The organism is Pseudomonas sp. FSO-7 (genome assembly GCF_059579345.1).
Map to the genome: position 1 here is coordinate 2,341,181 of NZ_CM184193.1, position 13,449 is coordinate 2,354,629.

A 13,449-nucleotide genomic window follows, 5' to 3' on the forward strand; every position below is an offset into this window, starting at 1 on the left:
CCGCCGGGCTGCGAAGCGGCCCCAAATCTGTCAGTCAATGATCATTGAAAAAAGCATAGGGCTGCTGCGCAGCCCAGCGGGAGCAAGCTCCCTCGCCACAGGGGGACTCGTGGCTTTTTATTGGCCATCCAACGCCGTCAGGATCCGATGCGCCGCCTTCACCCGCTCCTCGATCGGGTAGTTCTTGTTGGCAAGCATCACGATTCCCATGTCCTTTCCGGGCACGAACGCTGCGTACGCGCCGAAACCGTTGGTGGATCCGGTCTTGTTGATCCAGGCGCCGTTCGGCGCTGGGCGGGGCGGGTCGAGCGGTTCGACTTTTTGCGGAGTCAAGGCCATCTGCGGTGTGTTGCCAGCGAGCAGGTCGTCCAAGGTAAACGGGGCGGGGTAGAACTCCCAGCCCAGCCCTTGATTCATCCCGCCAACCTTGTAGAAACCCGTATGCGTCGTGGCGATGGCTTGCTTCAGGTCCGCGTCCAGTTTTTCAGGTCGCAGGTTGGCCTCGACGAAACGAATCAGGTCCGTTGAACTGGTCTTGACCCCGTAGGCTTCGGAATCCAATGCGCCGGTGCCGACTCGTACGGGCTTGCCGTCCTTTGCATAGCCTTGGGCGTATCGGCCCATCTGATCCTGCGGCACCCGCACATAGCTGTGCTTGAGGCCCAACCCTGGCATCAGCGTGCGCTCCATCACCTCGTCAAATGGCTGCCCCAGGCTGCGGGCCGCCAGATAGCCGAACAGGCCGATGCTCGGGTTTGAATAGAGCCGCTGGGTGCCGGCCGGGTAGAGCGGTTTCCAGGTCTTGTAGTAATTGAACATCCGGTCCGCATGATCCGCCTCGTCGGGAAACTGCAACGGCAGGCCGCCGGCGGTGTAGGTGGCGAGATCGAGCAGACGGGTGCCCTCCAAGGCGCTGCCACGCAGCTCGGGCGCAAAGCGACTGGCCGGATCCGCCAGGGACAGTTTGCCCTGGGCCTGGGCATAGGCGCCGAGGGTGGCGGTGAAGGTCTTGCTGACCGAGCCGATTTCGAACAGGGTCTGGTCGGTGACAGGTTTTTTCGTGTCCTTGGCGGCGAGGCCATAATTGAAAAACCGGCGTTGGCCGTTGTGCGTGATCGCCACCGCCATGCCCGCGATGTCCTGTTGTTTCATCAAGGGCTGGATGACGGCATTGACCGTGTCTTCAATGCGCTCCTGGGCAAAGCCCACGGGCGTCCCGCAGACCAGGAGACAAGTCCCGGCGAGTATCGATCTGGCAATTTGCATGGTGCAGCGCTCTCGTTGGCCTTCCTAGAGGGGGGCAATCTAGGGCGTTTTTGGCTGCCCGGCAATCCGAGGCGATCGGGCCGGGGCACGTTTCTGAGCAGTCTGACAAGGCTGCGGGAATCTTCCCACAAAACGACCCGGTTGCCCGACGCGCCCGCGCCTCAAGCCAAACCACACAAAGCGGCGGCTGCCGGGTAAACTTGCGCTCTTTCTAAAGGAGTTCACATGAGTTACTACCAGTCCGGCATTCTCGCCACCCCTGTTCCGCCTCAGGCCCGTCATTTGTTTTTTGCCTTGGAATCGGTCGAGGCACTGCCGGCTGCGCTAGACAAACTCCTGTCGTTGCTCGATGGCCGGGCCGTGGTCGGCTTTGGCGAGTCGCTGGTCCAGGCGCTGGGCGCCCAGGTCGATGGCCTGCGGGCTTTTCCTGCGTTGGCCGGCGTGGGTGTCGACAACCCCTCGACCCAACACGCTCTGTGGTGCTGGCTGCACGGTGAAGACCGCGGCGAGCTGATGCACCGCAGTCGTGCCATCGAAGCGGCGCTAGCCCCGGCGCTGCGCCTGGTGCAGATGAACGAAACCTTCCGCCACATGACCGGCCATGACCTGACCGGCTATGAAGACGGCACCGAAAACCCGCACGACGAAGCGGCCATCGCCGCCGCCCTGGCCCAGGGCGCCGACGGGGTACGCGGTGGCAGTTTTGCCGCGATCCAGCAGTGGCAGCATGACCTGGACGGTTTCGCGGCGATGCAGCCCCATGAGCGCGACAACATCATGGGCCGGCGCCTGAGCGACAACGAAGAAATCGACGACGCGCCGGAGTCGGCCCACGTCAAGCGCACCGCCCAGGAAAGCTTCGCTCCGGAGGCGTTCGTGGTGCGTCGTTCCATGCCTTGGATCGAAGGCGACCGGGCAGGGCTGATGTTCCTGGCGTTCGGTTTTTCCCTCGACGCCTTCGAGGCCCAATTGCGGCGCATGAGTGGCCTGGAGGACGGCATCACCGACGGCCTGTATCGCATGAGCCGGCCGATCACCGGCGGCTATTACTGGTGCCCGCCGCTGCTGGACGGGCGCCTGGACCTGCGTGCCCTGGCCCGGTAAGCGCAGCGGTTTGTGCAAAGCGTGACGTGAACGCTATTCTTGGGCCGGACGTCTATCCGTGGAATGGGAGAAGCAAGCGTGGACAAAGTCATCGTCATCACCGGTGGCGGCCGCGGAATCGGGGCGGCCACGGCGCTGTTGGCTGCCGAGTTGGGCTATCGGATCTGCATCAACTACCAGTCCGATGAAAGTGCCGCGCAAGAGGTGCTCGAACAGGTCCGGGCCAAGGGCGCGCAGGCGATTGCCGTGCGGGCGGACGTGAGCATCGAAGACGAAGTGATCGCGCTGTTCGACCGGGTCGACACCGAACTGGGCCGGGTGACGGCGTTGGTGAACAACGCTGGTACGGTCGCTCAAAAGGCCCGGCTCGATGAGATGTCCGAGTTCCGCATCCTCAAGATCATGAAGACCAACGTGCTGGGCCCGATTCTCTGCGCCAAGCACGCGGTGCTGCGTATGTCGCCCAGGCATGGCGGGCAGGGCGGCAGCATCGTCAACGTCTCGTCGGTGGCCGCTCGCCTGGGGGCGCCGAGCGAGTATGTCGACTACGCGGCGTCCAAGGGCGCGCTGGACACCTTCACCATTGGCCTGTCCAAGGAAGTGGCCGGCGAAGGCATTCGCGTCAACGCGGTGCGTCCCGGCTACATCTACACCGACTTCCATGCCCTGAGCGGCGACCCGGATCGGGTCAGCAAACTGGAATCGGCGATTCCCATGGCCCGGGGCGGGCGTCCGGATGAAGTCGCCGAAGCGATTATCTGGCTGCTGTCGGACAAGGCTTCGTATGCGACCGGGACGTTTGTGGACCTGGGGGGCGGGCGGTAAACCTCTGGTTTGTCGTTGACAGTACCGACCTCTTCGCGAGCAAGCCCGCTCCCACACTGGACTGTGGTGAACCAATGATTGTGGCTACACAGCAAATCCAATGTGGGAGCGGGCTTGCTCGCGAAAGCGATAGTCAGATCGACACAGCATTCAAAACGATCGAATAATCCGCCCCAACGTCTCCATGGCCTTTTCCGAGACGTCGGTCCACGGGCTGCCATAGTTCAGGCGGATACAATTCCTGAAGCGCCGGGTCGGTGAAAAGATCGGGCCCGGGGCGATGCTGATGCCTTGGGCCAGGGCCATCTGGAACAGCTTCAGCGAGTCCATCTGCTCCGGCAGCTCCAGCCACAGGAAGTAACCGCCTGCCGGCTGGCTGACCCGGGTCTGGGCCGGGAAATAGCGCGCGATGGCGGCGAGCATTGCGTTTTGCTGTTCTTCCAGGGCATAGCGCAGTTTGCGCAGGTGACGGTCGTAGCCGCCGTGTTGCAGGTAGTCGGCGATGGCGGCCTGGGCCGGCATCGAAGCGCACAGCGAGGTCATGAGCTTGAGCCGTTCGATCTTCTGCGCGTAGCGCCCGGCGGCGACCCAGCCGATGCGATAACCCGGTGCCAGGCTCTTGGCGAACGAGCCGCAATGCATCACCAGCCCTTCGGTGTCGAACGCCTTGGCGGGCTTGGGGGCCTGTTGGCCGTAATAGAGCTCGGCGTAGACGTCGTCCTCGATCAGCGGCACCTGATGGCGGCGCAGCAACGCCACCAGCGCCTGCTTCCGTTCCTCGGGCATGGTCGCGCCCATGGGGTTCTGGAAACTGGTCATGCACCAGCAAGCCTTGATCGGGTGGCGCTCCAGCGTCTGCTCCAGCACGTCCAGATCGATGCCATCGCGTGGGTGGACGGGAATCTCCACGGCCTTGAGCTTGAGCCGTTCCAGGACCTGCAGGCTGGCATAGAACGCCGGTGCCTCGATCGCCACCAGGTCGCCGGGTTCGGTCACGGCTTGCAGGCACAGGTTCAAGGCCTCCAGGGCACCGTTGGTAACCAGCAGTTCCTCCATGGGCAGCATCAGCCCACCGACCATGTAGCGCAGGGCGATCTGGCGACGCAGTTGTGGATTGCCTGGTGACATGTCCGTGACCACGACCCGTGGGTCCATGTCCCGTGTTGCGCTGGACAGCGAGCGGGACAGCCGTTGCAGCGGGAACAATGTCGGGCTGGGGAATGCCGAGCCGAACGGTACGGTGGCCGGGTCCTTGATCGAGTCCAGGACCGAAAACACCAGTTCGCTGACGTCGACTTCGGTGGACTCGTGCACCTGGCTACTGATCGCCGGCTCGGAAAACGGGCTCGGTGCATGGGTGTTGACGAAGTAGCCTGAGCGCGGCCGGGCCCGGATCATGCCGCGTCGCTCCAACAGGTAATAGGCCTGGAACACCGTGGACGGGCTGACGCCATAGGTCTGGCTGGCGTAGCGCACCGACGGCACGCGCTGACCCGGCCCCAGCATGCCCGAGCGGATCAGTTCAGCGATGTCGTCGGCAAATTTCTCGTAGCGTTTCATGGTGGGACCCAGTCTCGAGCGACATTTTGTGGGACTTAACTGTGGGAGCGAGCTTGCTCGCGATAACGGTGGCACATCCAACATTGATGCAAACTGACCCACCGCTATCGCGAGCAAGCTCGCTCCCACAGGCGCCCGGCATCTTAAAGCTTCAACGATTCATCGGGGCGACAAAACGGCTCTTGGCCACGCTGTAGATACCCGGCTCGTTACTGTCGATGACCTTGAAGGTCATTGCCTGGGAACCTTTGCCGGGCCGTTCGCTGAGCATCGCCACCGACACCGGCACATCGACGATTTCCCCCGGGGCCAGACTCAACTGGGTCTTGCCCTGCAGGACGAAACCGTCGCCGTCCACCAGGGACAGGTGGTAGTCCTGGCGTTGCTGGGTCTTGTTGATGATTTTCAGGCTGTAGATGTTCTCGATCTGGCCGGCGCTGTTCTCACGGAACAGGCCGCGGTCCTTGCTGACATCCAGCGACACCATGGGCCGTTGCACCAGGGCCACGGCCAGCGCGCCGATCATCACCAGGAGCACGGCGGTATAGCCGATCAGACGAGGTCTGAGCAGGTGAGTCTTGCCCCCCTGCAATTGATGTTCGGAGGTGTATTTGATCAGGCCACGGGCGTAGCCCATCTTGTCCATGATCGAGTCGCAGGCGTCGATGCAGGCCGCGCAACCGATGCATTCCATCTGCAAGCCGTCGCGGATGTCGATGCCGGTGGGGCAGACCTGCACGCACATCTGGCAGTCGATGCAGTCGCCCAGGCCAATGTTGGCCGGCTTCACCTCACGTTTGCGCGGGCCGCGGATTTCACCACGGGCCGTGTCGTAGGAGATGGTCAAGGTGTCCTTGTCGAACATCACGCTCTGAAAGCGTGCATAGGGGCACATGTGCATGCACACCGCTTCACGCAGCCAGCCGGCGTTGAGGTAGGTGGCGGCGGTGAAGAACAGCACCCAGAACAGGCTCACACCGGCCATTTGCAACGTCAGCAATTCTTCGACCAAGGGGCGGATCGGCGTGAAGTAGCCCACGAACGTCAGGCCGGTGAGCAGGCTGATGGCCAGCCACAAAGTGTGCTTGGCACTACGGCGCAACAGCTTGTTCAGGCCCCAGGGCGCGGCTTGCAACTTGATCCGCTGGTTGCGTTCGCCTTCGGTGATTTTCTCGCACCACATGAACAGCCAGGTCCAGGAACTCTGTGGGCAGGTGTAGCCGCACCACACGCGGCCGGCAAACACGGTGATCGCAAACAGACCGAAGGCGGCGATGATCAACAGGGCCGACAGCAGGATGAAATCCTGGGGCCAGAAGGTCGCGCCGAAAATATGGAATTTGCTTTCGGAAAGGTCCCAGAGCACCGCCTGGCGGCCGCCCCAGTTCAACCACACCGTGCCAAAGAACAGCAGGAACAGAAGCCCCGCACCGCTGATGCGCAAGGTGCGGAACAAACCGGTGAAGCTGCGGGTGTGGATCAGGTTGTCGGTGGTCCTGGCCTTGATCTTCGTTGGCGCAGGTTCGAACGTCTGTATCAACTGGACGGGAATTCTATCGCTCATGGTCGGTCGCTCATCAGCCTCTATCTGGCCGGCGCACTATGACCATGGAACTGTTTGCATAACAGACTCAGGTGTTTCGATAAAAACCGGATCAGATGCCGTGAAGCCCAGGCGCTGCGACACTTTGATGCACCCGAGGGGGAGCGAACAACATCTGTGCCAAGGATCTCTGTGGGAGCAAAGCTTGCTCGCGATACAGACACCTCGGTTCAAGAGGTATCGTGTTGTTCTTATCGCGAGCAAGCTTTGCTCCCACGGATTGAATACCTCGCAGAGGCGTCAACAGGCTCAGATCGCCGAGCCGCTGTCCGTGGCCTTCAGATGCTTGCGCCCGTCGGTCGCGCCGGCCACGGTCAGGGCATTGGCTTCGGCTTCGGTGATGTAAAACCGTTTGCCGTTGAATTCCACGGCGGACATGGCTTTGTCCGAGTCGGTGATGATGGTCAGATCGCTGGCGGGGCATTGTTGTGAGCTGATGTCGCTGTCGAAATAGCAGGTCTGGTTTTCGATATGTAGAGGCATGGCCGCACTTCCTTCGTTATGTCCTGAACATTAGGCGCAGCCCGGTAGCCAGGGTTCGTCGCGCCTGATCAGCGGTCGAGCGCACCTCTGGCTTCGCTTGCGGTCCATCGTTTATCCAATGAGAAAGAGGACGGTCCATGGAAGCCTGGTGGCATGAAGTCTGGATAACCCTGCAGGCGGAATTCGCCGACATCACCGATGCCCAGCAGATGACCCGGGTCACGGTGCGCCTGGTCATGGCCGCGCTGCTGGGCGGCATCCTGGGTTTCGAGCGCGAACACAAGGGCAAGGCCGCCGGCGTGCGAACCCACATGCTCGTGGCCCTGGGGGCGGCGCTGTTCGTATTGGTGCCGCAGATGTCCGGGTCCCAGGCCGACGCCATGAGCCGGGTGATCCAAGGCGTGGTTGCCGGCATCGGTTTTCTTGGCGCCGGCACCATCTTGAAAAGCAACGATGGCGACGAAAGTCACGTCAAAGGCCTGACCACGGCGGCGGGCCTCTGGATGACCGCCGCCATCGGCGTTGCGGCCGGGCTGGGCCGGGAGGCGACGGCGGTACTCAGTACGGTGCTGGCGCTGGCGATCTTCAGTGTGATGCCGGTGATCGTCCGGGCGCTGGAGAAGGGCGACAGGCCATCAGCCTGAACATAAGGCCCACAGGGAAGTGCCATCAGGCCATTGATTCAAGCCTGCTCCGGTGCATTCTCGCTGGGCGGGTCGCCCTTGGGCGGTTGCGGGTCCAGCGGTGGGTCTTTCTCTGGAATCGGTTCCGGATCAGGACCGGGCGGGGGCAGGGTCGGGTCGTCGATGTTCGGATCGGGTGTTTCGGCCGGGATGGGAATATTCATCGGGACGGGTCTCCGTAACGCACATGGCTTGAGTCGTGCTTATTGTTGTTGACCATCCTGCGCCGGCTTTGATCCCGGATGCATCGAGGGGCAAATCCCGCTGAACTTTTAACCGTCCTCCCGGTTCGGAGTTTAAGTGAGTTTTTTTCAGGGACCCGTTGGGCCTTTACCGCCACAAGCGCGTCCATGGGGCGTAAAAGGAGCGATGCTCGATGACTGCTGAACACCCGTCTGACCTGGCCTGCAACCCGCATTTGCCGTTGTCTCAAGCCTTGTTGTTACCGCGTATCGCGATTGAAAACACCATGCCGGTGATCGACGGTGGGCAATTTGCCGCCAAGGCCGTGGCCGGGCAGGACGTGACGGTGACCAGTAAAGTGTTCGCCGACGGTCACGACAAGCTGGCGGTGCGCATCCGCTGGCGTGCGCTGCAGGACGAGGTGTGGAACAGCGAGGTCATGAGCGACCTGGGCAATAACGGCTGGGCCGGCCAGTTCACGGTGCCGGAGCAGGGCCGCTATGTGTTCTGCATCGAAGCCTGGATCGATCAGTTCGCCAGCTTCCGCTACGAACTGGAGAAGAAGTTCGGCGCCGGGGTGCCCATCAGCCTGGAGTTGCAGGAAGGGCGCAATCAAGTGCTGATGGCCTCCGAGCGCAGCGAAGGTGAGCTGAGCGAACAGTTGGCCGCATTGCACCACGAACTCTCCGGCCTGTTGCCGGCCGAACAGGTGGCGTTGTTCCTGGCGCCGCGCAGCGCCGATCTCATGTTACAGGCCGACCACCGGCCTTACCTGAGCATCAGCCCTCAGTACCCATTGGACGTGGAGCGCAAACTGGCCGAATTTGCCAGTTGGTACGAGTTGTTTCCGCGCTCGATCACTGACGATCCCGCCCGGCACGGCACCTTCAACGACGTGCATTCGCGCCTGGCGATGATTCAGGACATGGGCTTCGACGTGTTGTACTTTCCGCCGATCCACCCCATCGGTCGCAGCTTTCGCAAGGGTCCGAACAACTCCCTTACGGCCGGGCCTGATGATCCAGGCAGTCCTTATGCCATTGGCAGCGAGGAGGGCGGACACGAAGCGATTCACCCGCAATTGGGCTCTCGTGAAGATTTCCGTCGCCTCGTGGCCGCGGCAGCAGACCACGGCCTGGAAATCGCCCTCGACTTCGCCATCCAGTGCTCCCAGGATCACCCGTGGCTCAAGCAGCACCCGGGCTGGTTCAGCTGGCGGCCGGACGGCACGATCAAATACGCGGAAAACCCGCCGAAGAAATACCAGGACATCGTCAACGTCGATTTCTACGCGGCGGATGCAATTCCTAGCCTATGGCTGGAGCTGCGGGACATCGTGGTGGGTTGGGTCAATGAAGGCGTGAAGATATTCCGCGTCGACAATCCTCACACCAAGCCGTTGCCGTTCTGGCAGTGGTTGATCGCCGACGTGCGGGCCGAACACCCGGAAGTGATGTTCCTCGCCGAGGCCTTCACTACCCCGGCCATGATGGCTCGCTTGGGCAAGGTCGGTTATTCCCAGAGCTACACCTATTTCACCTGGCGCAACACCAAGGCTGAGCTGGCGACTTATTTCACCGAGCTCAACGAGTCTCCTTGGCGCGAATGCTATCGGCCGAATTTTTTCGTCAACACGCCCGACATCAACCCGGCCTTTCTCCATGAGTCGGGGCGCCCGGGCTTCTTGATCCGCGCGGCTCTGGCGACCACGGGCTCGGGCCTGTGGGGCATGTATTCGGGTTTTGAGCTGTGCGAATCGGCGCCGGTGCCGGGCAAAGAGGAATACCTCGACTCGGAGAAATACGAGATCCGTCCTCGCGACTTCACCGCGCCGGGCAACATCATTTCCGAGATCGCCCAGCTCAACCGTATCCGCCGGCAGAACCCGGCGTTGCATACGCATTTGGGCCTGAAGGTCTACAACGCCTGGAACGACAACATTCTCTATTTCGGCAAGCGTACGCCCGACGGCAGCAATTTCATCCTGGTGGCGGTGAGCCTCGATCCACACAACCCCCAGGAAGCCAATTTCGAGTTGCCGCTGTGGGAGATGGGCTTGCCGGACGACGCCCAGACCCAGGGCGAGGATTTGATGAGCGGGCATCGCTGGACCTGGTATGGCAAGTATCAGTTCATGCGCATTGACCCGGCGAACCAGCCGTTCGGGATCTGGCGGATCAGCGTGGCGTGACGCAGTGCAATGTTGAGTGAGGGCTGTTGTGGCGAGGGAGCTTGCTCCTGCTCGGCTGCGAAGCAGTCGTGATTTCAGGGGGGGCGCTTCGCGCCCAGCGGGAGCAAGCTCCCTCGCCACACAAAGACCTCACCCCATAAAAAGACCTCACAAGCCTGTATCCCGCGGCTTTATTGAATTCATCAGGAGTTGCAAATGGCGAAGAAACCCCGGTCTGCCACCTTTATCAAAGACCCGCTCTGGTACAAGGACGCGGTGATTTACCAGGTCCACGTAAAATCCTATTTCGACTCCAATAACGACGGGATCGGCGATTTCCCCGGCCTGATCGAGAAGCTCGACTACATCGCCGACTTGGGCGTCAACACGATCTGGCTGCTGCCGTTCTATCCTTCGCCTCGGCGCGACGACGGTTATGACATTGCCGAATACCGTGGCGTCAGCCCCGACTACGGCACCATGGCCGATGCGCGGCGGTTCATTGCCGAAGCCCACAAGCGCAACTTGCGGGTGATTACCGAGCTGGTCATCAACCACACCTCGGACCAGCATCCGTGGTTCCAGCGCGCGCGCAAGGCCAAGCCGGGTTCGGCGGCGCGGGACTTCTACGTGTGGTCCGACGACGATCACAAGTACGACGGTACGCGGATCATTTTCCTCGATACCGAGAAATCCAACTGGACCTGGGACCCGGTGGCCGGCCAGTACTTCTGGCACCGTTTCTACTCCCACCAGCCCGACCTCAATTTCGATAACCCGCAGGTCATCAAGGCCGTGCTGTCGGTGATGCGCTATTGGCTGGACATGGGCATCGACGGCCTGCGCCTGGACGCCATTCCGTACCTGATCGAGCGCGACGGCACCAACAACGAAAACCTGCCTGAGACCCACGACGTCCTCAAGCAGATCCGTGCCGAGATCGACGCCAACTACCCCGACCGCATGCTGCTGGCCGAAGCCAACCAGTGGCCCGAAGACACCCAGCTGTACTTCGGCGATGTGGATGCCGAGGGTATGAACGGTGACGAGTGCCACATGGCGTTCCACTTCCCGCTGATGCCGCGCATGTACATGGCGCTGGCCCAGGAAGACCGTTTCCCCATCACCGACATCCTGCGCCAGACCCCGGAGATCCCCGCCAACTGCCAGTGGGCGATTTTCCTGCGCAACCACGATGAGCTGACCCTGGAGATGGTCACCGACAAGGAGCGCGATTACCTGTGGAACTACTACGCGGCCGACCGTCGGGCGCGAATCAACCTGGGGATTCGCCGGCGCCTGGCACCGTTGATGGAGCGCGATCGCCGCCGCGTGGAGTTGCTCAACAGCCTGCTGCTGTCGATGCCCGGCACGCCGACGCTGTACTACGGCGATGAAATCGGCATGGGCGACAACATCTATCTGGGCGACCGCGATGGCGTGCGTACGCCGATGCAGTGGTCCATCGACCGCAACGGCGGTTTCTCCCGGGCCGATCCGGCCAGCCTGGTGCTGCCGCCGATCATGGATCCGCAATACGGCTACCAGTCGGTCAACGTCGAAACCCAGGCCGGCGACCCGCACTCGCTGCTCAACTGGACCCGGCGAATGCTGGCGGTGCGTAAGCAGTCCAAGGCTTTCGGCCGGGGTACGCTGAAGATGCTCTCGCCGAGCAATCGTCGGATCCTGGCGTATACCCGTGAATACACCGGACCCGATGGCAAGCACGAAATCATCCTCTGCGTGGCCAACGTGTCCCGCAGTGCCCAAGCTGCCGAGCTGGACCTGTCGACCTACGCTGGCATGGTCCCGGTGGAAATGTTGGGCGGCAATGCCTTCCCACCCATCGGCCAACTGAATTTCCTGCTGACCCTGCCACCGTACGGCTTCTACTGGTTCGCCCTGGCCGCCGAAAACCAGATGCCGAGCTGGCATGTGGAACCGGCCCAAAGCCTGCCGGACTTCACCACCCTGGTGTTGAAAAAACGCCTGGAGGAGTTGCTCGAAGCACCGTCGCGCACCACCCTGGAGCAGACCATTCTGCCGAGCTGGCTGCAGAATCGTCGCTGGTTCGCCGGCAAGGACAGTGCGATCGAGAAGGTCAATATTGTCTATGGCGTGCGCTTCGGCGATCCGCAGCACCCGGTGCTGCTCAGCGAAATCGACGTCACCAGTGCTGGCCAGACCCTGCGCTATCAATTGCCGTTCGGCCTGCTGCCTGAAGATCAGGTGGGCGCGGCGTTGCCACAGCAATTGGCATTGTCCCGTGTGCGTAGGGTTCGCCAAGTCGGTTTGATCACCGATGCGTTCAGCTTGGAACATTTCATACGGGCCGTGCTGCAAGGCATGCAGGCCGGTACGGTGCTGCCCTGCACCGAAGGTGAATTGCGGTTCGAGCCTACCGAAGGCCTGAACGCGTTGAACCTGGGGGCTGAGCCGGAAGTGCGTTACCTGTCCGCCGAGCAGTCCAACAGTTCGGTGGTGGTCGGCGGCAGCCTGGTGCTCAAGCTGATCCGCAAAGTCGCCTCGGGCGTGCATCCGGAACTGGAAATGAGCGCCTATCTGACGGCCGCGGGCTTCAGCAATATCTCACCGCTGCTGGGTTCGGTGATCCGCCGCGATGCCCAGGGCGAGGATGCGCTGTTGATGATTGCCCAGGGCTATTTGAGCAACCAGGGCGATGCGTGGGAATGGACCCAGAATAACCTTGAACGGGCGTTACGTGACGAGTTGGCCGATGCCGTGTCCGAACAGGAGCAACACTACAATGCCTTGGGCGAGCTGAAGGATTTTGCCGGCATGCTCGGTCAACGCCTGGGGGAAATGCACCAGGTGCTGGCCCAGGCCACCGACGACCCTGACTTCGCTCCCCAGGCCACCAATGCCAAGGAAGCCCAGGTCATCGGCAAGGATGTGGCCGCGCAGGTGGAAAACGCCTTGCGTCTGCTCAAGCAGAACCAGGGCCAATTGAACCTGGCAGACCAGGCCATGGTCGCACGTTTGCTGGAGCACAAGAAAACCGTCCTGGCCCATATCCAGGCGCTGGCCGGCAAGGCTGTCGGTGGCTTGCGTATCCGCGTCCACGGCGACCTGCACTTGGGGCAGGTGCTGGTGATCAAGGGCGACGCCTACCTGATCGACTTCGAAGGCGAGCCGGCACGGCCGCTGCATGAACGTCGGGGCAAGCACAGCCCGTACAAGGACGTCAGTGGCGTATTGCGTTCCTTCGATTACGCCGCCGCCATGGCGATCCATTTGAACACTGTCGACAGCACCGCCGATGCCGATGCGGCGCGGCAACGGGTGGCAGATCGTTATTTAAAAGAGGCCCGCGAGGCATTTGTCCAGGCATATCGACTGGCGGCAGCTAGTCTTGCTCATGAATGGAAGGATGCTGAAGGCGAAGACGCTGCGCTGGCGTTGTTCGGCCTGGAGAAGGCGGCCTATGAAGTGGCCTATGAAGCCGAGAATCGCCCCGCCTGGCTGCCCGTGCCTTTGCACGGTCTGTACGGGTTATTGAGTGGGCTGGAACCCTTTTCCGACTTAGCCGGACCGATTTAGTGGAGAGAATC

At 61.9% G+C, this 13,449-nt stretch carries 10 protein-coding genes; 5 read left to right on the forward strand and 5 right to left on the reverse strand.

Features of this window, described 5'->3' with window-relative positions; all coding sequences use genetic code 11:
• Positions 1-117 precede the first annotated feature (117 nt).
• Entirely contained in the window at positions 118-1,266 is a 1,149-nt protein-coding gene (ampC, locus tag AC515T_RS10330) for a class C beta-lactamase (protein ID WP_496532382.1), read from the reverse strand.
• A gap of 225 nt (positions 1,267-1,491) precedes the next feature.
• Between ampC and AC515T_RS10335 the strand changes: the two genes are divergently transcribed.
• Together AC515T_RS10335 and AC515T_RS10340 are read left to right on the forward strand one after the other, a co-directional pair.
• Entirely contained in the window at positions 1,492-2,370 is an 879-nt protein-coding gene (locus AC515T_RS10335) for a Dyp-type peroxidase (protein WP_496532383.1), read from the forward strand.
• 78 nt (positions 2,371-2,448) lie between these two features.
• Positions 2,449-3,195, forward strand: a complete 747-nt coding sequence (locus AC515T_RS10340; RefSeq protein ID WP_496532384.1) for an SDR family oxidoreductase — start codon at positions 2,449-2,451, stop codon at positions 3,193-3,195.
• 150 nt (positions 3,196-3,345) lie between these two features.
• Here the strand turns inward: AC515T_RS10340 and mapR are convergent, their stop codons facing one another.
• The 3 genes from mapR to AC515T_RS10355 form a co-directional block, all read right to left on the reverse strand.
• Positions 3,346-4,755: a GntR family transcriptional regulator MpaR gene (gene mapR / locus AC515T_RS10345; protein ID WP_496532385.1), complete on the reverse strand. Its 1,410-nt coding sequence runs from the start codon at positions 4,753-4,755 to the stop codon at positions 3,346-3,348.
• Between the two features lie 151 nt (positions 4,756-4,906).
• Positions 4,907-6,319 (reverse strand): cytochrome c oxidase accessory protein CcoG, encoded by a 1,413-nt coding sequence (gene ccoG / locus AC515T_RS10350; RefSeq protein WP_496532386.1) that lies wholly within the window; start codon positions 6,317-6,319, stop codon positions 4,907-4,909.
• Between the two features lie 288 nt (positions 6,320-6,607).
• Positions 6,608-6,841: a DUF3203 family protein gene (locus AC515T_RS10355; RefSeq protein WP_496532387.1), complete on the reverse strand. Its 234-nt coding sequence runs from the start codon at positions 6,839-6,841 to the stop codon at positions 6,608-6,610.
• A gap of 137 nt (positions 6,842-6,978) precedes the next feature.
• Between AC515T_RS10355 and AC515T_RS10360 the strand changes: the two genes are divergently transcribed.
• Positions 6,979-7,485 carry an MgtC/SapB family protein gene (locus AC515T_RS10360; RefSeq protein ID WP_496532388.1) on the forward strand — a complete coding sequence of 169 codons (507 nt, stop codon included), beginning with the start codon at positions 6,979-6,981 and terminating at the stop codon, positions 7,483-7,485.
• A gap of 38 nt (positions 7,486-7,523) precedes the next feature.
• On the opposite strand, the gene AC515T_RS10365 is transcribed toward AC515T_RS10360, so the two are convergent.
• A complete protein-coding gene (locus AC515T_RS10365; protein WP_496532389.1) occupies positions 7,524-7,688 on the reverse strand; it encodes a hypothetical protein in 165 nt (54 codons plus the stop codon).
• Positions 7,689-7,900: 212 nt separating this feature from the next.
• Between AC515T_RS10365 and AC515T_RS10370 the strand changes: the two genes are divergently transcribed.
• Positions 7,901-9,898: an alpha-1,4-glucan--maltose-1-phosphate maltosyltransferase gene (locus tag AC515T_RS10370; protein ID WP_496532390.1), complete on the forward strand. Its 1,998-nt coding sequence runs from the start codon at positions 7,901-7,903 to the stop codon at positions 9,896-9,898.
• Between the two features lie 195 nt (positions 9,899-10,093).
• Entirely contained in the window at positions 10,094-13,438 is a 3,345-nt protein-coding gene (gene treS, locus AC515T_RS10375) for a maltose alpha-D-glucosyltransferase (protein ID WP_496532391.1), read from the forward strand.
• Positions 13,439-13,449: the final 11 nt, after the last annotated feature.

Bases quoted from the DNA above. Each gene is read 5' to 3' on its own strand.
- AC515T_RS10335 (WP_496532383.1), top strand. From the start codon at position 1,492: ATGAGTTACTACCAGTCCGGCATTCTCGCCACCCCTGTTCCGCCTCAG.
- ampC (WP_496532382.1), bottom strand. From the start codon at position 1,266: ATGCAAATTGCCAGATCGATACTCGCCGGGACTTGTCTCCTGGTCTGC.
- ccoG (WP_496532386.1), bottom strand. From the start codon at position 6,319: ATGAGCGATAGAATTCCCGTCCAGTTGATACAGACGTTCGAACCTGCG.
- AC515T_RS10360 (WP_496532388.1), top strand. From the start codon at position 6,979: ATGGAAGCCTGGTGGCATGAAGTCTGGATAACCCTGCAGGCGGAATTC.
- treS (WP_496532391.1), top strand. From the start codon at position 10,094: ATGGCGAAGAAACCCCGGTCTGCCACCTTTATCAAAGACCCGCTCTGG.
- AC515T_RS10355 (WP_496532387.1), bottom strand. From the start codon at position 6,841: ATGCCTCTACATATCGAAAACCAGACCTGCTATTTCGACAGCGACATC.
- mapR (WP_496532385.1), bottom strand. From the start codon at position 4,755: ATGAAACGCTACGAGAAATTTGCCGACGACATCGCTGAACTGATCCGC.
- AC515T_RS10365 (WP_496532389.1), bottom strand. From the start codon at position 7,688: ATGAATATTCCCATCCCGGCCGAAACACCCGATCCGAACATCGACGAC.
- AC515T_RS10370 (WP_496532390.1), top strand. From the start codon at position 7,901: ATGACTGCTGAACACCCGTCTGACCTGGCCTGCAACCCGCATTTGCCG.